Here is a 24,185-nt window from a genome sequence, read left to right on the forward strand (position 1 = left end):
GGCATGCTGACCTACGACTCCGCGGGCTTCCGGCTGGACGGGCGCCCGCTGCGCATCCTGTCCGGCGCCGTGCACCACTTCCGCACCCGCCCCGAGCAGTGGCCCGCCCGGCTGGCCGCCGTCCGCGCGATGGGCCTGAACACCGTCGAGACGTACGTCGCCTGGAACCTTCACGAGCCGGCGCCGGGCCGGTACGAGCGGACGGCGGAACTCGGCGCCTTCCTCGACGAGGCGGCCCGGCAGGGGCTGTGGGCGATCGTCCGGCCGGGCCCGTACATCTGCGCCGAGTGGGACAACGGCGGGCTGCCCGGCTGGCTGACCGCACGGGTCGGACGGCGGGCGCGGACGTCCGACCCGGAGTACCTGGCGGCCGTGGACGCCTTCCTCGACGAGCTGATGCCCGGCGTGGTCGCCCGGCAGGTCGACCGGGGCGGGAACGTGCTGATGGTGCAGGTCGAGAACGAGTACGGCTCCTTCGGCAGCGACACCGGCTACCTGCGGCACCTCGCGGACGGCCTGCTGCGGCGCGGCGTCACCGTCCCGCTGTTCACCTCCGACGGACCGGAGGACCACATGCTCACCGGCGGGACGCTGCCCGGCGTGCTCGCCACCGTGAACTTCGGCTCCGCCCCGGAGGACGGCTTCGCGGCCCTGCGCCGGCACCGGCCCGAGGACCCGCCGTTCTGCATGGAGTTCTGGAACGGCTGGTTCGACCACTGGGGCCGCCCCCACCACACCCGCGACGCGCAGGACGCCGCCGACACCCTGCGCCGCATCCTCGCCGCCGGCGCCTCGGTCAACCTCTACATGGCGCACGGCGGCACCAACTTCGGCACCGGCGCGGGCGCCAACCACGCCGACCCGCCGTTCAACTCCACCGCCTGGACCCACTCGCCCTACCAGCCGGTCACCACCTCCTACGACTACGACGCCCCCCTGGACGAGCGCGGCGCGCCGACCGCGAAGTACGCGCTCTTCCGCGAGGTGCTGGCCGACTTCGCCGCAGCCCACCCCGACGAGGCGCGCTTCCTCGACGGCCGGGCACCGGCACTGCCCGAGCTGCCGCCGGTGCTGGAGGCACCGGCCGTCGCCCTCACCGAATCGGCCGCACTGCCGTTCGGCCCGGCCGTCCACGCGCCGGTGCCGCCGCGCTTCGAGGAACTCGGACTGGAACACGGCCTCGTCCGCTACACCGCCCGGGTGCCGGCCGGACGGCCGGACCTGCCGCTCACCGTCGAAGGACTGCGGGACCGGGCCGTGCTCCGGGTGGACGGCGTCCGGGTGGCCGACCTGGAACGCGGCGTGGCCCGGCCGGAGCTCGCGGTGCCGGGCGGCGTCGCGGTCGAGCTGCTGGCGGAATCGCTCGGCCGGGTCAACTACGGGCCGCTGGTGGGCGAGACCAAGGGCGTCGACGGCGTCCGGCACGAACGGCAGTACCTGCACGGGTGGCAGGCCGAACCGCTGCGGCTCGACCCGCTGCCGGCGGCGGACTTCGGGCCGGAACCGGCGGACGGGACGGGGGACGCGGCACGCCTCGTCCGCGGGGTGCTCGACCTGACGGACACCGGGGACGCGTTCCTCGCGGTGCCGGGGGGCGTGCGCGGCTACCTCTGGGTCAACGGATTCCTGCTGGGCCGCTACGACGCCCGGGGCCCGCAGACCACGCTCTACTGCCCGCAGCCCCTCCTCCGCCCCGGCCGCAACGAGCTCACCCTCCTCGAACTCGGCGACGCCCACCCCCGCAAGATCGAACTCCGCCCCACCCCCACCCTGGGCTGAACGGGAAAAACCCCAGGGGCGCGGGGAACTGCGCAATCCGGGAACGGTCATACCCGCGAGGTGCTCCGCATCCGAGGTGCGCAGTTCCCCGCGCCCCTGATTTCGCACCACCGGACCCGAAAGGACGCCACGTCCGGATTGCGCAGTTCCCCGCACCCCTGGGGCTATTCCGCCTGCCAGTGGGCGAGGGGCCAGGTGGTGAGGGTGCGGTAGTGGGAGGGGCCGAAGCCGGTCTCGCTGAGGACGAGGTGGATCTCCCCCGCCTCCCACTCCAGCCCGCGGAACCCGTCCAGCCCCGCCGCGAGGTGCTGCAGCTCGGCCGCGGCGACCCGCTGCTCCGCCCGCCGACGCCCGCGGCTGGACCCCGCGCGGGCGAGCGTGAGGTGGGGGTGGAAGCCGTACTGGTCGGTCTCCACGCCGACCTCGCCGACGGCGCCCCGGACGGCCTCGGCGAGCCGCCGCAGTGCCCAGACCTCGCCGTCCACGCCGACCCAGAGCACCCGGTCGCCGAAGGTGCCGCCGCCGGCGAGGCGGAGCCGGTGGGCGCCGTTCTCGCCGGCCGTGCGGGCGAGGACGGCCTCCAGGGCGGGCACCTCGGTGACCGGGATCTCGCCCAGGAAGGCCAGGGTGAGGTGCCAGCCGTCGACCCCGCTCCACCGCAGCCGGTCCGCGCCGGGCCGTTCGCGGAGCGCGGCCGCGGCGTCGACCAGTTCCTGGACCGCCTCGCTCGGCGGGTTGACCGCCACAAAGAGCCTCATGGGCCCCATCTTCCCCGTCGGCCTTCCCGGTCGGAGCCCTTCCGCGGGGCCGGCTCAGAACCGGGGGCTCCAAGGACGGTGACGACCGTGACGGCGGCCCGGCAGGCCCCGGTGGACGGGGGCCTGCCGGGCCGGGCCTCAGCAGGCGGTGGCCAGGTCCTTCTTGGGCAGGGTGCGCGGCACCACCGCGACCACCCGGCGGCCCGCACCCGGGTGCAGGTCGACCCGGACCTTCAGGTCGGCGGCGCGGGCCAGCACCACGGCGATCACGGCCGCGGCGGCGGCCGAGACCAGGCCGCAGGCGAGCAGGCCGAGCCGGGGCCCGTAGGCGGCGGTGACCCAGCCGACGAGCGGGGCGCCGATCGGGGTGCCGCCGGTGAAGACCAGCACCAGCAGGCCCATCACCCGGCCGCGCACGGCGGGGTCGGTGCCCAGCTGGAGCGCCGAGTTGACCGAGGTGTTGAAGGTCAGGCCGAAGACGCCGATCAGGGTGAGCAGCGCGGCGAAGGTCCAGTAGCCGGGGGCGAGCGCGGCCAGCACCTCCAGCGTGCCGAAGGCGACCGCCGCGCCGACCAGCCGGCGCAGCCTGGGGGCGCCGCGGCGGGCGGCGAGCAGGGCGCCCGCCAGCGAGCCGACGGCCATCGCGGTGTTCAGCAGCCCGTACTCGCCGGCACCGACCTTGAAGGTGTCGTAGGCGAAGCCGGAGAGCAGCGTCGGGAAGTTGAAGCCGAAGGTGCCGATGAACCCGGCCAGCACCATCGGCCAGAGCAGCTCGGGCCGCTCGCGGACGTAGCGCAGGCCCTCGCGCAACTGGCCGCTCTGCCGGGCGACCGGGGTGGAGGGGCGCAGCTCGCTCTCGCGCATGGCGAGCAGGCCGCCGAGGACGGCGGCGAAGGAGAGCGCGTTGACCGCGAAGGCCCAGCCGCTGCCGACCGCGGCGATCAGCAGGCCGGCGACGGCCGGTCCGACCAGCCGGGCGGTCTGGAAGTTGGCGGCGTTCAGGCTGACCGCGTTGGCGAGGTCCTTGGCGGGCACCATCTCGCTGACGAAGGCCTGCCGGGTCGGGTTGTCGACGACGGTGACCAGGCCGAGCAGCAGCGCGAAGACGTAGACGTACCCGGCCGTGACGGCGCCGGTGACGGTGAGCACGGCCAGCCCGGCGGCGAGCAGGCCCATCGCGCCCTGGGTGGCGAGCAGCAGCCGGCGCTTGGGCAGCCGGTCGGCGAGCACGCCGCCCCACAGGCCCAGCAGCAGCATCGGCAGGAACTGCATGGCGGTGGTCACGCCGACCGCGAAGGGGCTGCCGGTGAGGCTCAGCACCAGCCAGTCCTGGGCGATGCGCTGCATCCAGGTGCCGGTGTTGGAGACGACCTGGCCGGCGAAGTAGTACCGGTAGTTGCGGATCCGGAGGGAGGAGAACATTCCTCCGGGCCGGGTGAAGCGGGCCCCGGTGGGGCCGTCCCCCGCTCGGGTGGCGGCGGGGGCGGATGCGGCGGGGGTGACCGCCGCGGGGCGTTCGTCGGGGTCGTCGTCGCCGGTGCCGGGCAGGCCCACGGGGGCGGGCGCCTGGCTCTCGGCGGTGGCAGCGCGGTCGGCTGCGGGGTCTGCGGCGAGGTCGTCGGTGCGGGTGGCGGCGGCGCTGGCTGCGGCCGGCGGTGTCAAGGTGGTCTCCCCTCGGGGCGCGGCGACGGGCAGGTTCGTCGCCGCGCGGCTGTTCTCTCGGATGTGTCCTGCGGTGATGCGGTGCTCCTTCGTTCGGTTGCCGTGAGACGTCGTGCCGGTCGGGGTGCGCGTCAGAGGTGGGCGAGTCTGGAGAGGGCCGGTGCCGCTGCGCGGATCAGCGCCCACTCCTCCTCGCTCAGCCCTTCGGCCAGTTCGGCCAGCCAGGCGTTCCGCCGGCGTCGGCTCTCCGTGAGGATCGCCTCGGCCTGCTCGGTGCTGCTGACGACCACCTGTCGGCGGTCGTCCGGGTGCGGCTCGCGCCGTACCAGCCCCTTCTCCTCCAGCATCGCGATGATCCGCGTCATCGACGGAGGCTGGACGTGCTCGCGGCGGGCGAGCTCGCCGGGGGTGGCCTTGCCGCAGCGCGCCAGGGTGCCGAGGACCCCCATTTCGGTGGGGCTCAGCGACTCCTCGACACGCTGGTGTCTCAGCCGGCGGGCAAGGCGCATCGTGGACGACCGCAGCTGGCTGACGGCTGCGAGATCGTCCTCGGACATCTCGGGCATGGTCCTTAGCCTATGTCATTACTCTCGCTAAGGAAAATCCTTTTCCGCCGGTGTCGCCGCACCGCCCGCCACGGTGCGAAGACCGGCGGGACATCGTGTCGACCTCCGGTGACAAGATCTTGGGCCAAACGTGAAGTACCGCTACTGACCTGCGAGTTCACTGAATCTCCCGGCGTTGCCCACGAGCGGAGCGGGTCGCTAGGGTTCGGGCTTGTCAGGAACACAGCACGCCGGCACTGTGCACCCCTACTCCGCCCCGGGAGTCCTCTTGGGTCACATCCACCACGCTGTCTACGGCTGGGTGACACCGGCGTTCTCGTACCTCGTCGCATGTCTCGGCGCCCTGGTGGCGCTGCGCAGCACCCGCTGGGCACTGATCACCGAAGGCCGCTCGCGGCGCAACTGGCTGCTGCTCGGCACGATCTCCCTCGGCGGCGGCATCTGGAGCATGCACTTCGTCGCCATGCTCGGCTTCGCGGTCAGCGGCGTCGAGATCCACTACGACGTCCCGCTGACCCTGGTCAGCCTGCTGGTCGCCATCGGCTTCGTCGGCATCGGCATCTTCACCGTGGGCCAGAGCACCCACCGGCGCAGCGCCGTGCTGGTCGGCGGCGTCGCCACCGGGCTCGGCGTGGCCGCCATGCACTACCTGGGCATGGCGGCGGTGCGGCTGCCCGGTCGGATCGGTTACGACCCGGTGCTGGTCGGCGCCTCGATCGGCATCGCCGTCCTCGCCGCCACGGCGGCGCTCTGGGCCGCCCTCAACATCCGGGGCACCGCGGCGGTGCTGGCCGCCTCCCCGGTGATGGGCGTGGCCGTGTGCGCCATGCACTACACCGGCATGCTGGCGGTCTCCGTCCGGCTCTCGGACACCGAGCACGCCCCGCCCGGCCCGGTCGCGCTGCAGTTCGTCTTCCCGCTCGCGGTCGGCTTCGGCACGTACGTCTTCATCAGTGCGCTGGCCTTCGCGGTGGCGCCGAGCAAGCACCGCCCGGTGGTGACCGGGCCGGCCGCACCGCTGCCGTCCCGTCCCTCCGCTGCCCGGCGCGCGCCGGACGACTGGCCGCAGTGGCCGCTGCAGGACGGCGGTGCCGGGCCGGACCTGTTCGTCCCGGGTGCCGGGCAGACCGCGCAGAGCGGCCGCCGCCGGGCCCGTCCGGCGCAGTCCGCGCCGGTGAGCGGCCGGGTCGTGCCCGCCTGGTCGGGCCCGCAGGCCGACGGGAAGCCGCAGTACTGAGCACGCAGCACCCACGGCCGAGGGCCGGTCCGCCACGGGGGGCGGGCCGGCCCTCGGCCGTTCGCCGGGTCAGCCGCGCAGGTGCTCCGGGGTCGCGGCCGGGCAGACCTTGTGCACGAAGTCGCGGCGCAGCCGGTGGTACGGCTCGTCGGGGGCGGTGAAGTTGCGCCGCATCCGGGCCAGTTCCTCGGCACGGTAGGCGGAGAGCGGCTTGGCGGCCTCGTCGGCGGCCCGGCGGCGCTTCTTCTCCAGCAGCCGGGCGCCCAGCTCGGGCGCGTCGGCGAGCGCGGCGGCCTCCCGTTCGACCCAGCGGCGGAACTCGGCGGCGCCGCCGCGGCGCACCCGGTCGACCAGTCCGACCGCCTCGGCCTCCCGGGCGCCGACCGGCAGCGCGGCGGTGGTGAGCCGGTGGGCGGTCTCCTCGCCGACCCGGCGGGGCAGCGTGTACGTCCAGTACTCGGAGCCGTACAGGCCCATCAGCCGGTAGTGCGGGTTGAGCACGGCGGAGGCCCGGCACCAGACCTCGTCCGCGGCGGCCGCCAGCATCAGGCCGCCGGCCGCGGCGTTGCCGGCCAGGGCCGCGACGGTGAGCTTGTCGGTGGTGGTCAGGACCGCCTCGACCAGGTCGTCCATGGCGTTGATGTTCTGCCAGGACTCCTCGGCGGGGTCGGCGGCCGCCTCGATGGTGTTGAGGTGGATGCCGTTGGAGAAGAAGTCCCGGGCCGGGCCGAGCACCAGCACCGCGGTGGGCCGGGCGCAGGCCTCCCGGTAGGCGGCGAGCAGCCGGCGGCACTGCCCGGTGCTCATCGCCCCGCCGGGGAAGGCGAACTCCAGGTACCCGACGCCGGCCTCCTCGCGGTAGCGCAGCTCGGACCAGGTGCGGCGGCGGGCGGCGTCGTAGGGGGTGACGGGCACCTCGGGCACGCCGTCGAGGAGGCTGCCGAGCACCTGCGCGGCGGGCAGTTTGAAGGTGGCCGGGCCACCGGGGGTGCGGCGCGGACGCAGTTGCGGGATCCAGACGGCGCCGTCGGTGGTGGCCCGGCAGATCGCGCCCTCACGGGTGGCGAGGACGGCGCCGGGGGCGCCGCGCAGCAGGTCCTCGGGGTGGCCGCCGTGCAGGAAGTGCTCGCGGCCGTACAGCTCGTCGAGGACGCCGGGCTGGGAGTCGCCGGAGCGCAGCTTGCGCAGCACGGTGGCGGTGTCGTCGGCGGCCCAGTCGATCCGCCGGTACTCCTGTGCGTGGTACGGCCGCGGCTTCCCGCGGACGTCCCAGCGGGCGTAGTCGAGCGGCTCGGGTTCGAACCAGCCGCTGCCGTACCGCTCGACGGCGAGCAGCACGGCCTCCACGGCGGCGTCGGCCACCTCGGTGCGGTACGCCTCGCTCTTGCCGCAGGCGGGCAGGGTGAAGGGGACGGACGCCCAGATCGGCCCGGCGTCCATCTCGGCGACGGCCTGCAGGACGGTCACGCCCCACTCCTCGGCGCCCTCGTGGATGGCCCAGTCGAGCGAGGACGGCCCGCGGTCGCCCTTGGGGCCGGGGTGGACGATCAGGACGGGGAGCCTGCGCCAGACGTCCTCCGGCACCGCCCGGGTCAGCATGGGCGCGAGGACGAGGTCGGGTTCGAACCGTCCGACGGCGGCGCGGACGGGCTCGTCACCGAGGGCGAGCTCGACGGCCACGGTGTGGCCCCGGTCGCGCAGCTCGGTGTGGACACGCTGGGTGAGGCTGTTGAACGCGCTGGCGACCAGCAGGATGCGCAAGGTGGCCCTCCGACGACATGTCACGGTGGTGGGGGTGTCCCGGCCGGTCGGCTCCGGATGACGCAGATGCCTACCCGGGAGCGCTGCCGGCGTCACCGGATCCGCGCCCCGGGGTGGGCCGGACGGGCCGCCGCCGGGCGGGGTCGGGCCATCCAAGCATGGTCATGCACACGCAAGTTGCCAGATCGGGACGGGTCGACGGCCCCTGCACAACACCCGCCCGGAACGGCCGACCCCTCCCTCGAATCGACGCCGGATCGCCACCCGTACGCCCCCCGAATGCGCCGGTCCGCTCCCCCCCGGGCCGGCACGGCGCGCACGCCGCCGGCGCCGGGAACGCGAAGGGCCCTCCCCCGGGGATCCGGTGGGAGGGCCCGTACGGCGGCGGAGGTCAGAGCAGGCCGAGCGCCGGCATCAGGTAGTAGAAGGCGAACACCGCGGACACCGCGTACATCGCCGCGGGCACCTCGCGGCCTCGGCCGGCCGCCAGGCGCAGCACGCAGAAGGCGATGAAGCCCATGCCCAGGCCGTTGGTGATCGAGTAGGTGAACGGCATCAGGACGATGGTCAGGAACGCCGGGATCGCGATGGTGTGGTCGGCCCAGTCGATCTCCTTGATCGAGTTGGCCAGGATCAGGAAGCCGACCGCGACCAGCGCCGGGGTGGCGGCCTGCGCGGGCACCATGGTGGCCACCGGGGTCAGGAACAGCGCGAACAGGAACAGCACGCCGGTGACGACCGAGGCGAAGCCCGTCCGGGCGCCCTCGCCGACGCCCGCGGTGGACTCCACGTAGCAGGTGTTGGCCGAGCAGGAGGTGGCGCCGCCGGCCGCGGTGGCGATGCCGTCCACCATGAGGATCTTGTTGATGCCCGGCAGGTCGCCCTTCTCGTCGAGCAGGTGCGCCTCGTCGGCGACGCCGAGGATGGTGCCCATCGCGTCGAAGAAGCAGGACATCAGCACGGTGAAGACGAACAGCACACCGGTGAGCGCACCGGCGTGGTGGAAGCCGCCGACCAGGTCGACCTTGCCGATCAGGCCGAAGTCCGGGGCGGCGACCGGGCTGCCCGGCCAGGTCGGGACGGTCAGGCCCCAGCCCTGCCCGAGGCCGACGACCTGCTCGATCACCAGGGCGACGACGGTGGCGACGACGATGCCGATCAGGATCGCGCCGGGCACCTTGCGGACCAGCAGCACCAGGGTGAGCAGCAGGCCGAGCACGAAGACCAGCACCGGCCAGCCCAGCAGGTGGCCGCTGCCGCCGAGCTGCAGCGGGACGGTGGTGTGCGCGGCGTCCGGGATCCGGCTGACGAAGCCGGCGTCGACCAGGCCGATCAGGGCGATGAACAGGCCGATGCCGATCGCGATGGCCTTGCGCAGGCCGAGCGGCACGGCGTTCATCACGCGCTCGCGCAGGCCGGTGGCGACCAGCAGCAGGATCGCGAAGCCGGCCAGCACGACCATGCCCATCGCCTCGGCCCAGGTCATCCGGGGGGCGAGCTGGAGGGCGACGATGCTGTTGACGCCGAGGCCGGCCGCGAGTGCGATCGGCACGTTGCCGATGACGCCCATCAGCAGGGTGGTGAGGCCCGCGGTGAGCGCGGTGGCGGTGACCAGCTGCCCGCTGTCGAGGTGCGCGCCGGTCATGTCCGTGGCGTTGGCCAGGATGATCGGGTTCAGCACCAGGATGTAGGCCATGGTGAAGAAGGTGGCGACGCCGCCGCGGATCTCCCGGGGCAGCGTGGAGCCGCGCTCGGTGATCCGGAAGAAGCGGTCGAGCACACCGGTGGGGGGCTGCGGTGCGGCGGAGGGCACGGACGGCGCGTCGAGCGCGGACGTCGGCTGGGCCTGCGGAGACATGCGGGTCCTCGTCGGGTGGGGGCACGGACGGGGGTGGTGACGGCGGAACCCGGGGCGGCACTGACCCGGTCCACCGGCGGCCTGCCGGACGGGCGGAATGACGCGCGTAGCAGCAACCGGAAGCCCAAGTATGAGTTTTCGCTCGTTCGCACGCCATCTTCGCGCGTAGAAGAAGGCCCTTACGGCCATCCACCCGCAGAATCGGTCGTCGGGCGCCCGCCACCCCTGCACCGGAGGCTCCTCGTCCCCGTACCCTAGGGGCCATGCCCAAGACCCCGCTGCGCCCCTCGCCCCCGCCGCTGGAGGCCAACGACGTCGCCATCGTCGGCGGCGGCACGGCGCTGTGGTTCGTCGCCTTCCTCGCCCTGCTGCCCTTCAAGGGCACCCTGGAGCAGCACGGCCACGGCACCTGGCCGTGGATCTGCCTCTCCGGCGGCCTGCTCGGCCTGATCGGCCTCTGGTACTGCCGCGCCCGCCGGGACGCCATCCGCCGCGCCCGGGCCGCCGAGGCCGCGACCGGGGCCGCGACGGGCGCGCAGAGCCCCGAGGGCCCCGCCACTCGTCTGGACTGACCGCCCCCTCGGCGGAGCGGCACCGGCCCGGGGCCCCACCTAGAGTCGGACCCATGACGCATCCCGCGGAGGGCACGGCCGAGGCAGGACACCCGGGGCCGTCCGGGCGTCGGGGCGGGCTGACGGCGGCCGAGGTCGCCGAGCGGGTCGCCCGCGGACAGGTCAACGACGTCCCGGTGCGCTCCAGCCGCTCCGTCCGCGAGATCGTCCGGGCCAACGTCTTCACCCGCTTCAACGCCATCATCGGCGTGATGTTCGCGATCATCCTGGTGGTCGGCCCGATCCAGGACGGCCTGTTCGGCCTGGTCATCGTGGCCAACACGGCGATCGGCATCGTCCAGGAGCTGCGGGCCAAGCGCACCCTCGACAGCCTCGCGCTGATCGGCGAGGCCAAGCCGCAGGTCCGCCGGGACGGCGCCGCGCTGGCCGTGGCCACCTCCGCGGTCGTGCTCGACGACACCGTGCTGCTCGGCATCGGCGACAAGGTCGTCGTCGACGGCACCGTCACCGAGGCCGACGGCCTGGAGATCGACGAGTCGCTGCTCACCGGCGAACCCGACTCCGTCCTCAAGCGCCCCGGCGACCAGGTCATGTCCGGCAGCTTCGTCGTCGCCGGCGCGGGTGCGTTCACCGCCACCAAGGTCGGCCGGGAGGCCTACGCCGCCCGGCTCTCCGAGGAGGCCGCCAAGTTCACCCTCGTCCGCTCCGAGCTGCGCAGCGGCATCGACGAGATCCTCAAGTTCATCACCTGGCTGCTGGTGCCGACCGCGCTCGGCCTGATCGTCAGCCAGCTCGCGGTGGAGCGCAACGACTGGCAGGAGGCCGTCCGCCGGATGGTGGCCGGGATCGTGCCGATGGTGCCCGAGGGCCTGGTGCTGCTGACCTCGGTCGCCTTCGCGATCGGCGTGATCCGCCTCGGCCGCCGCCAGTGCCTGGTGCAGGAGCTGCCCGCGATCGAGGGGCTCGCCCGGGTCGACACCGTCTGCCTGGACAAGACCGGCACCCTCACCGAGGGCGGGATGGACCTGCTGGAGCTGCGGCCGCTCGCCGACGGCCGGGCCCGGCACGGCGCACCGGAGACCCTCCGCGAGGCGCTCGGCGCGCTCGGCGCCGCGGACGCCCGCCCCAACCCCTCCATGCAGGCCGTCATCGAGGCCTACGGCCCCCCGCCGGACGGCCACTGGCGGGTGGTCGAGTCCGTGCCGTTCTCGTCCGCCCGCAAGTGGAGCGCGGCCCGGCTCGCCGAACCTCAGGGCGGCGAGGGCAGCTGGCTGCTCGGTGCCCCCGACGTCCTGCTGCCGGCCGGGCACCCGGCGCTGGCCGAGGCCGACGGGCTCGGCGCCCGCGGGCTGCGGGTGCTGCTGCTCGGCCGCTCACCCGTGCCGCTGGACGACCCCGACCCGGCGGCCGGGCTGGAGCCGCTCGCCCTGGTGGTGCTCCAGCAGCGGCTGCGCGCGGACGCCGCCGAGACCCTGCGCTACTTCGAGCGGCAGAAGGTCCGGGCCAAGGTGATCTCCGGCGACGCGGCGGTGGCGGTCGGCGCGGTCGCCGGCCACCTCGACCTGCCCGGCGCCGACCAGCCGGTGGACGCCCGCACCCTCCCCCACGACGACCCGGCCGCCTTCGCCGACGCCGCCGACATGGCATCCGTCTTCGGGCGGGTCACCCCGCAGCAGAAGCGCGACCTGGTCGGCGCGCTGCAGTCCCGCGGGCACACCGTGGCGATGACCGGCGACGGCGTCAACGACGTGCTGGCGCTGAAGGACGCCGACATCGGCGTCGCCATGGGCACCGGCAGCGACGCCACCCGCGCGGTCGCCCAGATCGTGCTGCTCGACGACTCCTTCGCCACCCTGCCCTCGGTGGTCGCCGAGGGCCGCCGGGTGATCGGCAACATCGAGCGGGTCGCCACCCTCTTCCTGGTGAAGACCGTCTACTCGGTGCTGCTCGCCCTGCTGGTCGTCTTCACCCACGTGCCGTACCCGTTCCTGCCCCGGCACTCCACCGTGCTCTCCACCCTCACCATCGGCGTGCCGGCCTTCTTCCTCGCCCTCGCGCCCAACAACGAGCGGGCCAGGACGGGCTTCGTCCGGCGGGTACTGCGGTTCGCCGTCCCCGGCGGGGTGATCGCCGGCGCCGCCACCTTCACCTCGTACATGCTGGCCCGGGCCGACGACGGCACCGACCTGAAGGCTGACACCAGCGTGGCGACGCTGACGCTCTTCCTGGTGGCGATGTGGGTGCTGGCGATCGTCGCCCGGCCGTACTCCTGGTGGCGGATCCTGCTGATCGCGGCGATGGGAGGGGCGTTCGCGCTGGTGCTGACGGTGCCCTGGCTCTCCGACTTCTTCCAGCTCGAACTGGCCGGCGTCCGCGACCCCTGGCTCGGGGTGGTGATCGCCGGGATCGCGGGCGTGCTGCTGGAGATCAGCTGGCGGGTGATCGTGCTCCGCTCCGAGCCCGCCGGGAACGGCGTGGGCTGAGGCCCGTCCGGGCCGGCCGGGACCCGCGGGTGCGGGCCCCGGCACGGCGCCGGTCAGGACTCGTAGTCGCGGGCGTTCAGCAGCTCGTAGGCGCGGTCCGGCTCGGCCAGCGCGGCGAGGACCTCGAACCGGCGGTGCCACTGGCCGACCGACCAGGCGAGGCCGGCCGCCAGGCCCTCCGGGGTGGCCGCGTGCAGCAGGCCCGGCACCGGCGGCACCTCGAACTCGTCGTCCTCGTCGCCCGCCTCGGCGTCCTCCGGGGCGTACGGCACCTCCGGCGTGCCGGCGGCCGCGTCCCAGCGCCAGTCGACGTGCGCCTCCCCGCCGTCCGGGCCGACCACCAGCAGCTCCTCGTGCTCCTCGTAGGCGGCCGGGCAGCCCGGCAGCAGCTCGCGGACCACGGCCGGCACCCGGTGCAGCACGCCGTCGGAGAGCACCCGGCCACCCGCCACCTCGCTGGCCAGCGACACGTTCAGCCGCTCGGCGAGGGCCGCGGCCAGCTCCGGGGCGACCGGCAGCACCGGGTGGTCGTGCAGCAGCTCGACCAGGTCCGGCGCGTCGGCGACGACCGCCTGCGCGGCGTCCACGATCACCGTGGTGTCGGGGCGGCGGCCGGTCTCCGGGTCCAGCGGGGCGAGCGCCCGGACGACGTCCAGCGGCTCGACCCGCCCGGCCGGCAGCGCGGCGAGCTGGGTGTGGATGCCGTGCAGCTGGCGGTGGGTCACGTCGGAGGCGTCGTCCACCAGGCGGTCGAGCAGCTCCTCCGGGCCGTGCGGCTCGGCGAGCAGCGCGGCCAGCGTGGTGCGCACCCCGAGGGCGTGCAGGAACTGCTCGTCCAGGTCGGTGCGGGCCTCGTCGTACAGGCCGCGCAGCAGCGGGTCGGCGCCGGCCGCGCGCAGGCCGGCCGGCTCCCGGCCGTCCAGCACCGGGTGGTCGCGCAGCCACCACGCCGTGTACGGCGGCAGGTCGACGTAGCGGCCGTCCGGCAGCAGGGTGCGCACCGGGTTCACCACGGCGTCCCGGTACGGCGGGCGGGCGAGCACCTTCAGCGCCTGCGGCCAGGCCGCGTCGTCGACCAGGTCGAGGTCGCGGACGGCGAGCAGCTCGGCGGCGACCGGCGGCACGCCGATCTCCCCGCTGTCGTCGGCGTGCAGCGCCTCCAGGGTGTCCTCGCACCATTCGGCGAGGCCGTCCGGGGCCTCGTCGACCAGGCCCGTGGGGGAGCCGCCGGCGGCCCGGTCGGCGGGCACGGTCGGGTCGAGCCGCTCCAGGTCGTCCGGGTCGAGCACCACGTCCTCGGCGCGGACCAGCACGAAGCCGGCCAGTGCACCGGCGGCGGCCAGCACGTCCGGACCCCAGCGCTCCAGCAGGTCCTCGTCGACGTAGGCGGCGTCGCCGTCCCGGGCCAGGTCGGCGAACGGGGAGTCCGGGATGATCAGCTCGCCGGCCCGGGTCAGCTCGCCCTCGTCGTCCGGGAGTGCCAGGCGGGCCAGCCACGGGTGGTCGCCCGGGCCGGCCTCGGCGGCCTTCACCAGCGCGAGCACCGCGTCGGCCAGGTCGACCGCGGCGTCGAAGTCGTCCTCGCCGACCTCCAGCGAGCGGGCGACGGCGGCCCGCACCTCCGGGGTGTCCAGCACGCCGGCCGGGGTCGCCGTCACGGCGCCGAGCTTGGCCAGCAGCGGGTGGGCGGCCTCCGGGTGGGCGAGCCGCAGGTCGAGCAGGCCGAGCGCCTCGGCCAGCGAGTCGGGGTACCCCTCGTAGCCGGCCCAGTCCGCCGGGTCGGAGGGCAGCAGGACCCGGCGCGGGCCGGTCACCGTCCGGCCGTCGGCCAGCGGCACCGGCAGGGCGCCCAGCGCCTCCGGGTCGGCCCCGGCCAGCGCCGCGTACAGGTTGCGCCACCAGGCGGGCTCCCGGTCCAGGCCGCCGAGCTGGTCGACCACCTCGGCCAGCGGCACCCGGCGGACGTCCAGCGCCCGCAGCTCGGGGCGGCGCTCCAGGCCGGCCGGCAGCAGGCCGGGGAAGATCGGCGCCAGCGCGGACACCACCGAGCCGTCCGCGCCCTCCAGCAGCGTCGCGTCGCGCGGCCGCAGCGCCGGGGTGCCCTCCTCGACCGGGCCCGGGTGCGGCAGGAACGGCGTGCCGGGCAGCCGGTCCAGGATCGCGGCGCGCAGCGCGTTGTCCAGCGCGCCGTGGCCGAGGCGGCCGGGCACCAGGGAGAGCGAGCCGAGGTCCGCCCCGCGGGCCTTCAGCAGCTCGGCGTAGGCGTCCGCGGCGCGTTCGGTGAGGAAGTCGGTGAGCGGGCCGGGGGCGACGTGGCGGCGGGTGGAGTCCAGCGGGTAGCCGGCGATCAGCAGCGCGGGCACGCCGAGCGGCTCGTCGCTGGGCGTCGGCGCGTGCACCACCGCGGTGGTCCGCAGCGGCTGCGGCATTCCGGTGTCGGAGACCGGCACCGCCCAGACCACCGACCAGTACGGGCGGGCGCGCTCCTCGGTCGTCCGGTCGGCCAGCAGAGGGGCGGCGACGGTGCCCTCGGCGCCGACCGTCTGCCAGACGGTGGCCCGGTCGCCGTCGGTGATGGTGACGGTGGTGATGCCGTCCGGACGCGGGGCGTCCGCGGACCGGGTCAGCGTGCGGACGCCCTCCGGCGTCTCCACCACGATCTCGGCGAGGCCGGGCAGGGTCAGCAGCAGCGCGTCGTCGATCTCGGCGAGCAGACGGCGGGTCAGGTCCTCGGCGGCGGCGTCCCGCAGCGGCAGCACCACCACCGTGTCGTAGCCGTCCGGGGCGGACCCCTCGGCGGGGAACGGCAGGCGCAGCAGCGGGACGTGGCCCTCGCGGCGGCGCAGCTCCTCGGTGAGCTGCGGGCGGGCGCCGACCAGCGCGGAGGCCTCGGACAGCGACCAGCGGACGGACCCGTGCGTGGACAGCACCGCGGGCTCGTCGGCGACCGCCAGCACGGCCGAGAAGCCGACGCCGAAGCGGCCGACGGTGGGGACGTCCTCGGGGCGCTTGGCCGAGGCGCGGAGGGTGGAGAGCGACTCCACCGCGGTGGCGTCCAGCGGGGCGCCGGTGTTGGCGGCGGCCAGCACGCCGTCGCGGAGGATCAGCCGCAGCCGGCCCGGGGCGGTGCCGTTGCGGGCGGCGGCGTCGGCGGCGTTCTGGGCGAGCTCGACGATCAGGCGGTCGCGGTAGCCGCCGAGGGCGAGCTCCTCCTCGGCGTTGGCGTCCTCCCGGAAGCGTGCGGGCGCGGCCGTCCACGCGTCCAGGACGCGGTGGCGCAGGCCCGCTGTGTCGAAGACGTCCGCCGTCTGCCCGTCCGTACCGCCGATGATCCGAGGCTCCACTGGCCCTGCCGCCTTCCGCCGTCCGCACCCTGCGTACGTCCGCATTCTCCCCTGCCGGACGGACAGTTCCGACCGCAGGGGACGGCGCACGCGGGGCGGGTGTCCGCTCCGTCAGGAGTGGCCGAGCTCCTCGGCGGGGGCGTCGGGCTCGACGGAGCCGCCGGTGCGGTCGGGGTGGAGGGTGAGCGGCTCGACGACGGTCTCGTCGAGGATCAGCTCGGAGGGGGTGGGCGGGGCGGGCAGCACCGCGGCCTCGGAGTGGCCGCCGCAGCCGTACCCGAAGGCGACGACCTGGCCGTCGGCGGGGCCGAACTCGTTGCCGCACACGCCGAACGCCTGGCCGAGCGAGCCGCCGATCGGGATCAGGAAGCCGCAGGTGTCGCAGTTGGCCGGGGCGGCCTGCGCCATCGGCGTCTGCGGGCCGAAGGCCGAGTCCCAGCGTTCCGCGGCGAGGTGCAGGCCGAGCCGGGAGAGCACCCGGGGCCGGGCGAGGCCGAGCTCCTCGGCGACGGCGCCGATCCGGGCGCGGGCCGGGGCGGGCTGGACGTGCGGATCGGTGAGGACGACGTCCTCCTCCGCGGCCTCGCTCATCGCGGAGTTGGGGGCGGGCTCGTCCTCGCCGCTCCAACCGGGCTCCAGCCGGAGGTCGTCGGCGCCGGTGGGCAGCAGGTCGCCGGGGCCCATGTCGCCGGGGCGCAGGCGCTCGCTCCACGGCACCCACTGCGGGGCGAGGACGGCGTCGTCGCCGGGCAGCAGGACGACCTCGTCGAGGGTGACGTTCTTGGCGCGTGGTGCACGGGCCACGGTGACCGCCCAGTGCCAGCCGCGGTAGGCGGCGTCGAGGCACTCGAAGGTGTGGGTGACCACGCGGTCGGCCTCGGCGCGGACGCCGAGGTGGGCGCCGACGGTCTCCGGTCCGACCATCTCGACGGCGGCCTGGCGGGCGAGTTCGACGGCCTCGGCACAGAGCCGGTCGGGGGTACGGCTTCGCATCGCAGCGCTCACGGCGTCGATTCTCTCCCAGTCCTGTTGTCCGGCGGCGGTCCCGCGCACGGCCGGGGCCGTCCGGGGGTGGTGCCCCGCCCGCCGAAGCTGTACGAGGGGCACTTCTTATTCTGCGCGACCTGGGTCCGTCCCCGGCACCGGCCGCGCCGCCCCGCCCGGTCCGTCCCAACCCCGTGCGCGTAGTGCAGGCTACCCGCCGGTCGGCGTCCGGGCACAGTCCGGGGCCGCGCGCGGCGTTCCGCGGAAGCCGCACCGGGTCAACAGTCGTACGGTCGCTGATTCTCGGGCAGGATGGCGTATGTGGCGGACGAGACCCCCTCGCAGCACGGCGTGGACGCTCCGCAGCCGGAGGGTCCCTCGGGAGTGAGGGCTGTGCCGCCGCAGGATCCGGACACCGACGCCGGAGCTGCCGGGGAGCAGACGCCGCCGAAGGCCGGCAGGCCGAAGAACGCACTGGTCAGGGGAGCTTCCGCGGCGGGTGTGCGGACCGGCCGGATGGTGCACGGCACCGGCCGGCGGATCCGGCGGGCGACGTCGGCGGAGGGCGCCGGCGAGTCGGGGCTGGCGAAGCTGATCGAGCTGCACGCGCTGAACTCCTTCGGCGACATGCTCATCACCATCGCGCTGGCCTCCACCATCTTCTTCTCGGTGCCGACCGGCGAGGCCCGCGGCCGGGTCGCGCTCTACCTGCTGATCACCATGGCGCCGTTCGCGCTGTTGGCACCGGTGATCGGTCCGCTGCTCGACAAGCTGCCGCACGGCCGCCGTTCGGCGATGGCGATGTCGATGCTGGCCCGGGCGATCCTGGCCTGGACGATGGCCGGGTCGATCGCCGGAGGGGGGATCGCCCTCTATCCCGAAGCGCTGGGCGTGCTGGTCGCCTCGAAGTCGTACGGGGTGGTGCGCAGCGTGGTGGTGCCGCGGCTGCTGCCGCCGCAGTTGTCGCTGGTGAAGGCGAACTCCCGGGTGACGCTGGCCGGCCTGCTGGCGACGATGGTCGCGGCCGGGGTGGGCGGGCTGCTGCACCTGGCCGGTCCGGGGTGGCCGCTGCGCGGGGCGTTCCTGGTCTTCGTGATCGGCACGCTGATGGCGTTTCACCTGCCGCACAAGGTGGACTCGGCCAAGGGCGAGCAGCGTGCGGTGATGCACGCCGAGGGGCACGGCGCCCGGTCGTCGAAGGCGATCCTGCGGACGGTCGGCCCGTCGGTGATCCTGGCGCTGCGGGCGGTGTCCTCGCTGCGGTGGCTGGTGGGGTTCCTGGTGATGTTCCTGGCGTTCCTGGTCCGCAAGGAGCCGGTGAGCGGGGTGCCGGAGACGGCGGCGCTGGGCATCGTGGCCGCGTCGGCGGGGGTGGGCAACGCGCTGGGGTCGGTGTTCGGCTCCTGGCTGAAGACCCGCGGTTCGGAGGCGACGGTCGCCGCGATGCTGCTGCTGGCGGCGATGGCCTCGGCAGCGGCGGCGATCTGGTACAGCCTGCTGACGATCGCCGTGGTGGCGGCGGCCTCGGGCATGGCGGCCTCGCTGGGGAAGCTGGCGCTGGACGCGGTGATCCAGCGGGACGTGCCGGAGGCGGTGCGGACGTCCGCCTTCGCGCGGTCGGAGACGGTCCTTCAGCTGTGCTGGGTCGTGGGCGGCGTGGTCGGCATCTCGCTGCCGCTGAACGCGACGCTGGGCCTGGCACTGGCGGCGGCGGTGATGACGGTGATGCTGCTGTGGACGCTGCGCTCGCTGTTCAAGGTGGGGTTGCGCGGGACGGCCACTCGGCCACGGGTGGCATAGCCGCGGCGACTCGGCCACCCCCGCGTCGCGTGATCGCGAAAGCCCGGTAGCCTCTTGCCCATGAGCCTCAGCACCCGTGCAATCGCCGCCATCGGCGCCGTGGTCGTGATCGGCGCCGGCACGGTCGGCATCTCCATCGCGCACGCTGCCGACCAGGGCAAGCCCGACGAGCACGTCGTGACCCTGACGGTCGGCCGTTCGTCGATCACCTCGGCGCCGTTCTGCTACAACGACGGCAAGGCGCTGCCGCAGGACGTCCTCGCCAAGTGCCAGGTGGACGCGAAGAAGGCCCGCGAGGCCAACACCCTGCCGTCGACCGACGTGCAGGCCAGCGACCGGATCGGCGTGGGTGTGCCGCCGTCCGTCGCGGACCGCGGCTGGTTCGCCTTCACCGACGGCGGCGCCCAGGGCCAGACCCCGCTCGCGCAGGACACCCGCGGCACCACCTGGTCCGGCTCGGTGCCGGCCTCGCAGGTGCTGAACTCCTCGGGCACCACCACCGTGACGGTCGTCGAGGCCGACCAGAAGACCCAGGAGATCCTGGGCATCTGGTACTTCGACATGAAGACCCAGGACTGACCCTCCGGCGATGAGCCCCAGGTACGACGACGAGCAGTCCGGCCCCCCGGCCGGGCTGCTCGTCGTCGTCGCCGTGCAGGCCGAGGCCGACGCGGTGCTGCGCGGGCTCGCGCGCGCCGGGGCGCCGGGCGTTCCGGTCGAGGTGCTGGCCGGCGGGGTCGGCCCGGCCGCGGCGGCCGCGGCGACGGCGGCGGCCCTGGCCACCGGCCGGTTCCGGCTGGTGGTGTCGGCCGGCATCGCGGGCGGCTTCGCCCCGCACGCGCCGGTCGGCGCGACGGTGGTCGCCTCCGGGATCGTCGCGGCCGACCTCGGCGCCGAGACCCCGGAGGGCTTCCGGGACGTGACCGAGCTGGGCTTCGGCAGCGTGCGGCACCGGCCCGCACCGGACGCGGCCGCCCTGGCGGCGAAGGCCCTGGACGCCGTGGTCGGCCCGGTGCTCACCGTCTCGACGGTGACCGGCAGCGCCGAGCGGGCCGCCGCGCTGGCGGCCCGTCATCCGGGTGCGGTCGCGGAGGCGATGGAGGGCTTCGGCGTGGCCGAGGCCGCCGCCCGGTCCGGCCTGCCCGTCCTGGAGATCAGGACCGTGTCCAACCCCGTCGGCCCGCGCGACCGCGCCGCCTGGCGGATCGGCGAGGCGCTCGGGGCCCTGGAGCGGGCCTTCGCGGCGCTGCCGTACCCCGAACTGCTCCAGGAGGCCGCTGATGGCTGAGCCGCTGCGGGTCGCGTACTCGCCGTGCCCCAACGACACCTTCGTCTTCCACGCCTGGGCGCACGGCCTGGTGCCCGGCGCCGACGCGCCCGAGGTGCTGTTCGCCGACATCGACGTCACCAACGGCATGGCCGAGCGCGGCGAGCTCGACCTGCTGAAGATCAGCTACGGGCAGCTGCCCTGGGTGCTGGAGGAGTACGCGCTGCTGCCCTGCGGCGGGGCGCTGGGGCGCGGCTGCGGCCCGCTGGTGCTGACCCGGGAGCCGGACGCCGACCTGACGGGCGGCACGGTGGCGGTGCCGAGCGAGCGCTCGACGGCCTACCTGCTGTTCCGGCTCTGGGCCGCGAAGGCCGTGCCCGGCGGCTTCGGGAGGATCGTCGTGATGCCCTTCCACGAGATCATGCCCGCGGTGCGGGACGGCCGGGTGGACGCCGGACTGGTGATCCACGAGGCCCGCTTCACGTACGGGCGGTACGGGCTGCACCGCCTCGCCGACATGGGCGAGGCCTGGGAGCGGGAGACCGGGCTGCCGATCCCGCTCGGCGCGATCGTGGCCCGGCGCTCGCTCGGCGCCGACCGGCTGAAGGAGCTGGCCGACACCCTGCGCGCCTCGGTGCGGGCCGCCTGGGACGCCCCGGAGGACTCCCGGGCGTACGTGCTGGAGCACGCGCAGGAGATGGACCCGGCGGTGGCCGACCAGCACATCGGCCTCTACGTCAACGCGTTCACCGAGGACCTCGGCGCGGAGGGGTACGCGGCGGTCGAGACGCTGCTCACCCGGGCCGCCGCGGAGGGGCTGGTGCCCTCGGTCGACCCGGGTGCGCTGCGCTTCTGAGGTCCTGACGCCCTGGTGCGGGCGGTCCGGTCAGACGTCGAACTGGTCCGCGACCGCCCGCAGCATCACGGCGAGCTTCTGGCCGGCCGGCTTGGCGGGGTAGCGGCCGCGCTGCAGGCCCGGCAGGACGGCGTCCAGCGTGGTGATCAGGTCCTGCACGATCGGTGCCATGTCGTCGGGGCTGCGGCGCTGGGCGGCGGCGACCGACGGCAGGGCGTCGAGCAGCGTGACGCCCATCGCCTGGTCGCCGCGGTGGCCCGCGACGATCCCGAACTCGACGCGCTGGCCCGGCCTCAGCGTGGTGACCCCGGCGGGCAGCGCCTTGGTGTGGACGAAGACGTCGCCCCCGTCGTCGCGCGACAGGAAGCCGAATCCCTTCGTCTCGTTGAACCACTTGACCTGGCCGGTGGGCATCTCGAACTGTCCTCGTTGTGAGTGTGGGCGGGACCGGCGGTGGCCGGATCCCGTCGGGTGGACGGCGAGCCGACCACCCTACGCGGGTGGTCGGCGACGCTCAGCGGATTAATGATCCCTCAGCCGCTCACTCCCGAGCGGCACGTCCGGACGGGGGCACGGCCCGGCAGGGACGCGGCACGGCGCGATCCACAGGCAGACACCCCCCGGAGACGAAGCGGGGTGATCGACCACCCCGTGCGAGGGCTGCATACCCGGCCGGGCCCGCGGTCGAAACTTTGGGTCCCCGGGGAACTGCGGGCAGTGACGGAGAGCACGTGGCAGGGGGTCCGCACGGCGGCCGGCGGACGGCCGGCACGGCCTAGGCTGGCGGGCATGGCTCTCACCGTCGGCTTCGACCTCGACATGACGCTGCTGGACACCCGGCCCGGGATCAAGGCCACCTACGACGCGCTCGCCGCCGAGACCGGCACCTGGATCGACAGCGAGCTGGCGGTCAGCCGGCTCGGGCCACCGCTGCTGCGCGAGCTCGCCAACTGGTTCCCGGCCGAGCGGCTGGACGAGATCGCCGACCGGTACCGCGAGATGTACCGGGAGTACGCGCTGCCCGGGACCCTCGTGCTGCCCGGCGCCCTGGAGGCGGTCGCCGCCGTCCGGGCCCACGGCGGCCGGGTCGCGGTGATCACCGGCAAGTACGAGCGGAACGCGCGGCTGCACCTGGAGCACTTCGGCCTGGAGGTGGACGTCCTGGTCGGCGACCTGTGGGCGGAGACCAAGGGCGACGCGCTGCGCGAACACGGCGCCGGCGTCTACGTGGGCGACCACCTCGGCGACATCGCCGGTGCCCGGGCGGCGGGCGCCGTCGCGGTCGCGGTGGCCACCGGGCCGTACACCGCCGAGGAGCTCCGCGCGGCCGGCGCGGACGCCGTCCTGGACGACCTCACGGCCTTCCCGGCCTGGCTGGCGGACGCCCTGTAGGGGACGGCGTCCACGGGGCGCTCGGCCGACGGGTTCGGGAGCGCGGGGAACTGCTCCCATGTGCCCGTGAGGCACCCGTACGCCCTTCGAGGCGGGCCCCGGCCGCGTCGGCCCCGGCGGCCGTCAGTCCCGGGCGCGCCGGCGTTCGGCCCGGGCGGTGGCGAGCAGGCCGGCCAGCGACAGCAGGAAGCCGAGCGGCATCAGCATGCAGATCCAGTAGGCCGCGGTGGGCAGCCTGGTCAGGTCGAAGAACAGCGGGACGAAGGTGACCAGGGTCGCCACCGCGCCGACGGCGAACACGATCGCCCCGGCGCGGACCAGGGCGTCGCCACGGTCGGCGGTCTGCTTGCTCACAGCGGGCTCCTCACAGCACGGACCCCATCAGTCTCCCAGCTCTCCGCCCCCCGCCGTTCGGCGGGGGACGATTCACCCTGCGCGCCGAGTCCTCCCAGGAATCTCCCAGCGATCCTTGACACTGAGACCGGAATCGGGGCTTACGGGGGAGCGGAGAATGGGACTCACCAGCCACAAAGTGCTGGCGCTGTCCGCCCTGGTGGCGGTGGCGGCGATCGCGGGCACGGTCTGGCTCTGGCCGCGGCTGGCCGAGCGGACGTGGGCGGCCGTGCTGGGGCGGATCGGCACCATCGTCGGCACGCAGCTGGCGGTGATGTGCACCCTCGGCCTGCTGGCCAACAACTACTTCGCCTTCTACAGCAGCTGGGACGACCTGCTGGGCACCGGCGACCAGGGCCCGGTGACGATCCAGAACCGGCTGGACGGCCGGGCGCACGGGGTGCAGCGGCTGTCCGCGGAGAACGTCCGCGGCACCAACACCGTCGGCCGGGACGCGGCCCAGGTCGGCAAGCTGGAGCGGATCCGCATCCCCGGCGCCTCCACCGGCCTGGCCACCGACGGCTACGTCTACCTGCCGCCGCAGTATTTCCAGCCGGAGTACAAGGACAAGCGCTTCCCCGCCGCGATCGCCATCACCGGCTTCCCCGGCGACGCCAAGAACCTGATCACCAAGCTGAACTACCCCGGCACCGAGCTGCAGCTGATCCGCGAGGGCAGGATGAAGCCGACGGTGCTGGTGCTGATGCGGCCCTCGCCGGCGATGCCGCGGGACACCGAGTGCGAGGACGTCCCGGGCGGTCCGAAGGCGGCGACCTACTTCACCGCCGACGTGCCCGCCGCGATCCGGGCCGCCTACCGGGTGGCCGACGGCCCCGGCAGCTTCGGTGCGATCGGCAACTCCACCGGCGGCTACTGCGCCCTCAAGCTGGCGCTGCGCAGCCCGGACGTGTTCTCCGCCGCGGTCTCCCTCTCCGGGTACTACAAGGCGGCCGAGGACGCCACGACCGGGGACCTCTTCGGCGGCGACGCCCACCGCCGCGAGGACGCCGACCTGACCTGGCGGCTCACCCACCGGCCCCGGCCGGCGGTCTCGCTGCTCGTCGGCGGAAGCCGCGAGGGCGACGGCGACTACTACGGCAGCACCGAGAAGTTCGTCGCCGCCGCCAAGGGCGGGCAGACGAAGGTCTCCTCGATCACCCTGGCCACCGGCGGCCACAACTTCAACACCTGGTCGCGGATGCTCCCGGCCTCGCTGGGCTGGCTGGGCGAACACCTCACCGACCCGCGCTGATCCCGGCCGCGGCGGGGTGACGGCTCCTCAGAAGGATCGGGCATTTCGTTCATAATCGGACGCACATGCCCGACCTCCGGGAGGTCCCGATGCCCCACCGGCCGACCCGCCGGGCGGTCCTGACCGCGATCGCCGCGAGCGTCGGCACCGCCGTGGCCGGGTGCACCCGGCCCGCCGTCCGCGGTGCCGCCCCCGCCGCGTCCGGCGCGTCCGGCGCGTCC

At 74.8% G+C, this 24,185-nt stretch carries 19 protein-coding genes; 10 read left to right on the forward strand and 9 right to left on the reverse strand.

Going from position 1 to position 24,185, the window contains the following annotated elements:
• Positions 1 to 3 precede the first annotated feature (3 nt).
• Positions 4 to 1,779, forward strand: coding sequence for a glycoside hydrolase family 35 protein (locus ABZ641_RS01030; RefSeq protein ID WP_359978176.1), 1,776 nt, complete (start codon positions 4 to 6; stop codon positions 1,777 to 1,779).
• Between the two features lie 164 nt (positions 1,780 to 1,943).
• Here ABZ641_RS01030 and thpR read toward each other — a convergent pair whose 3' ends face one another.
• From thpR to ABZ641_RS01045, 3 genes are all read right to left on the reverse strand, one after another.
• On the reverse strand, positions 1,944 to 2,537 hold the full coding sequence (gene thpR / locus ABZ641_RS01035; RefSeq protein ID WP_344622517.1) for an RNA 2',3'-cyclic phosphodiesterase: 594 nt from the start codon (positions 2,535 to 2,537) through the stop codon (positions 1,944 to 1,946).
• Between the two features lie 138 nt (positions 2,538 to 2,675).
• Positions 2,676 to 4,199: an MFS transporter gene (locus ABZ641_RS01040; protein WP_344622518.1), complete on the reverse strand. Its 1,524-nt coding sequence runs from the start codon at positions 4,197 to 4,199 to the stop codon at positions 2,676 to 2,678.
• 131 nt (positions 4,200 to 4,330) lie between these two features.
• Entirely contained in the window at positions 4,331 to 4,765 is a 435-nt protein-coding gene (locus tag ABZ641_RS01045; protein ID WP_359978180.1) for a MarR family transcriptional regulator, read from the reverse strand.
• Between the two features lie 268 nt (positions 4,766 to 5,033).
• Here ABZ641_RS01045 and ABZ641_RS01050 point away from each other — a divergent pair, with 268 nt between their 5' ends.
• Complete coding sequence (locus ABZ641_RS01050; protein WP_344622520.1) at positions 5,034 to 6,002, forward strand: MHYT domain-containing protein; 969 nt, start codon at positions 5,034 to 5,036, stop codon at positions 6,000 to 6,002.
• Between the two features lie 69 nt (positions 6,003 to 6,071).
• Here the strand turns inward: ABZ641_RS01050 and ABZ641_RS01055 are convergent, their stop codons facing one another.
• Both ABZ641_RS01055 and ABZ641_RS01060 read right to left on the reverse strand, forming a co-directional pair.
• Positions 6,072 to 7,763, reverse strand: a complete 1,692-nt coding sequence (locus tag ABZ641_RS01055) for a hydrogenase maturation protein (RefSeq protein ID WP_359978182.1) — start codon at positions 7,761 to 7,763, stop codon at positions 6,072 to 6,074.
• Positions 7,764 to 8,154: 391 nt separating this feature from the next.
• Positions 8,155 to 9,621, reverse strand: a complete 1,467-nt coding sequence (locus ABZ641_RS01060; protein WP_344622522.1) for an NCS2 family permease — start codon at positions 9,619 to 9,621, stop codon at positions 8,155 to 8,157.
• 263 nt (positions 9,622 to 9,884) lie between these two features.
• Between ABZ641_RS01060 and ABZ641_RS01065 the strand changes: the two genes are divergently transcribed.
• Together ABZ641_RS01065 and ABZ641_RS01070 are read left to right on the forward strand one after the other, a co-directional pair.
• Positions 9,885 to 10,193: a DUF2530 domain-containing protein gene (locus ABZ641_RS01065; RefSeq protein WP_344622523.1), complete on the forward strand. Its 309-nt coding sequence runs from the start codon at positions 9,885 to 9,887 to the stop codon at positions 10,191 to 10,193.
• Between the two features lie 53 nt (positions 10,194 to 10,246).
• A complete protein-coding gene (locus ABZ641_RS01070) occupies positions 10,247 to 12,676 on the forward strand; it encodes an HAD-IC family P-type ATPase (RefSeq protein WP_359978185.1) in 2,430 nt (809 codons plus the stop codon).
• Between the two features lie 53 nt (positions 12,677 to 12,729).
• Here the strand turns inward: ABZ641_RS01070 and ABZ641_RS01075 are convergent, their stop codons facing one another.
• Together ABZ641_RS01075 and ABZ641_RS01080 are read right to left on the reverse strand one after the other, a co-directional pair.
• Positions 12,730 to 16,020 carry a molecular chaperone Hsp90 gene (locus tag ABZ641_RS01075; RefSeq protein WP_344622525.1) on the reverse strand — a complete coding sequence of 1,097 codons (3,291 nt, stop codon included), beginning with the start codon at positions 16,018 to 16,020 and terminating at the stop codon, positions 12,730 to 12,732.
• A 111-nt stretch (positions 16,021 to 16,131) separates the two neighbouring features.
• Positions 16,132 to 17,013 (reverse strand): DUF3027 domain-containing protein, encoded by an 882-nt coding sequence (locus tag ABZ641_RS01080; protein WP_344622612.1) that lies wholly within the window; start codon positions 17,011 to 17,013, stop codon positions 16,132 to 16,134.
• A gap of 507 nt (positions 17,014 to 17,520) precedes the next feature.
• Here ABZ641_RS01080 and ABZ641_RS01085 point away from each other — a divergent pair.
• The 4 genes from ABZ641_RS01085 to ABZ641_RS01100 are packed head-to-tail and all read left to right on the forward strand — an operon-like array spanning position 17,521 to position 20,927.
• Positions 17,521 to 18,804, forward strand: a complete 1,284-nt coding sequence (locus ABZ641_RS01085) for an MFS transporter (RefSeq protein WP_359978188.1) — start codon at positions 17,521 to 17,523, stop codon at positions 18,802 to 18,804.
• A 60-nt stretch (positions 18,805 to 18,864) separates the two neighbouring features.
• Positions 18,865 to 19,383: a hypothetical protein gene (locus ABZ641_RS01090; RefSeq protein WP_359978191.1), complete on the forward strand. Its 519-nt coding sequence runs from the start codon at positions 18,865 to 18,867 to the stop codon at positions 19,381 to 19,383.
• 10 nt (positions 19,384 to 19,393) lie between these two features.
• Positions 19,394 to 20,092 carry a futalosine hydrolase gene (locus ABZ641_RS01095; protein ID WP_359978194.1) on the forward strand — a complete coding sequence of 233 codons (699 nt, stop codon included), beginning with the start codon at positions 19,394 to 19,396 and terminating at the stop codon, positions 20,090 to 20,092.
• Positions 20,085 to 20,927 carry a 1,4-dihydroxy-6-naphthoate synthase gene (locus ABZ641_RS01100; protein WP_359978196.1) on the forward strand — a complete coding sequence of 281 codons (843 nt, stop codon included), beginning with the start codon at positions 20,085 to 20,087 and terminating at the stop codon, positions 20,925 to 20,927. Before ABZ641_RS01095 ends, ABZ641_RS01100 begins: the two co-directional genes overlap by 8 nt.
• A 30-nt stretch (positions 20,928 to 20,957) precedes the next feature.
• Here ABZ641_RS01100 and ABZ641_RS01105 read toward each other — a convergent pair whose 3' ends face one another.
• Positions 20,958 to 21,341, reverse strand: a complete 384-nt coding sequence (locus tag ABZ641_RS01105; protein WP_344622529.1) for a cold-shock protein — start codon at positions 21,339 to 21,341, stop codon at positions 20,958 to 20,960.
• A gap of 375 nt (positions 21,342 to 21,716) precedes the next feature.
• Between ABZ641_RS01105 and ABZ641_RS01110 the strand changes: the two genes are divergently transcribed.
• Entirely contained in the window at positions 21,717 to 22,319 is a 603-nt protein-coding gene (locus tag ABZ641_RS01110; protein WP_359978198.1) for an HAD hydrolase-like protein, read from the forward strand.
• Positions 22,320 to 22,442: 123 nt separating this feature from the next.
• Here the strand turns inward: ABZ641_RS01110 and ABZ641_RS01115 are convergent, their stop codons facing one another.
• A complete protein-coding gene (locus ABZ641_RS01115; RefSeq protein ID WP_344622531.1) occupies positions 22,443 to 22,673 on the reverse strand; it encodes a hypothetical protein in 231 nt (76 codons plus the stop codon).
• Positions 22,674 to 22,830: 157 nt separating this feature from the next.
• On the opposite strand from ABZ641_RS01115, the gene ABZ641_RS01120 reads away from it, so the two are divergent.
• Positions 22,831 to 23,964, forward strand: coding sequence for an alpha/beta hydrolase-fold protein (locus ABZ641_RS01120; RefSeq protein WP_344622532.1), 1,134 nt, complete (start codon positions 22,831 to 22,833; stop codon positions 23,962 to 23,964).
• Positions 23,965 to 24,185 lie beyond the last annotated feature (221 nt).

It is taken from the genome of Kitasatospora sp. NPDC007106 (genome assembly GCF_040634455.1).
Taxonomy (GTDB): Bacteria; Actinomycetota; Actinomycetes; order Streptomycetales; family Streptomycetaceae; genus Kitasatospora; species Kitasatospora arboriphila.

Bases quoted from the DNA above. Each gene is read 5' to 3' on its own strand.
- ABZ641_RS01060 (WP_344622522.1), bottom strand. From the start codon at position 9,621: ATGTCTCCGCAGGCCCAGCCGACGTCCGCGCTCGACGCGCCGTCCGTG.
- ABZ641_RS01080 (WP_344622612.1), bottom strand. From the start codon at position 17,013: ATGCGAAGCCGTACCCCCGACCGGCTCTGTGCCGAGGCCGTCGAACTC.
- ABZ641_RS01065 (WP_344622523.1), top strand. From the start codon at position 9,885: ATGCCCAAGACCCCGCTGCGCCCCTCGCCCCCGCCGCTGGAGGCCAAC.
- ABZ641_RS01070 (WP_359978185.1), top strand. From the start codon at position 10,247: ATGACGCATCCCGCGGAGGGCACGGCCGAGGCAGGACACCCGGGGCCG.
- ABZ641_RS01030 (WP_359978176.1), top strand. From the start codon at position 4: ATGCTGACCTACGACTCCGCGGGCTTCCGGCTGGACGGGCGCCCGCTG.
- ABZ641_RS01085 (WP_359978188.1), top strand. From the start codon at position 17,521: ATGGTGCACGGCACCGGCCGGCGGATCCGGCGGGCGACGTCGGCGGAG.
- ABZ641_RS01090 (WP_359978191.1), top strand. From the start codon at position 18,865: ATGAGCCTCAGCACCCGTGCAATCGCCGCCATCGGCGCCGTGGTCGTG.
- ABZ641_RS01045 (WP_359978180.1), bottom strand. From the start codon at position 4,765: ATGCCCGAGATGTCCGAGGACGATCTCGCAGCCGTCAGCCAGCTGCGG.
- ABZ641_RS01110 (WP_359978198.1), top strand. From the start codon at position 21,717: ATGGCTCTCACCGTCGGCTTCGACCTCGACATGACGCTGCTGGACACC.
- ABZ641_RS01105 (WP_344622529.1), bottom strand. From the start codon at position 21,341: ATGCCCACCGGCCAGGTCAAGTGGTTCAACGAGACGAAGGGATTCGGC.
- ABZ641_RS01095 (WP_359978194.1), top strand. From the start codon at position 19,394: ATGAGCCCCAGGTACGACGACGAGCAGTCCGGCCCCCCGGCCGGGCTG.
- ABZ641_RS01120 (WP_344622532.1), top strand. From the start codon at position 22,831: ATGGGACTCACCAGCCACAAAGTGCTGGCGCTGTCCGCCCTGGTGGCG.
- thpR (WP_344622517.1), bottom strand. From the start codon at position 2,537: ATGAGGCTCTTTGTGGCGGTCAACCCGCCGAGCGAGGCGGTCCAGGAA.
- ABZ641_RS01100 (WP_359978196.1), top strand. From the start codon at position 20,085: ATGGCTGAGCCGCTGCGGGTCGCGTACTCGCCGTGCCCCAACGACACC.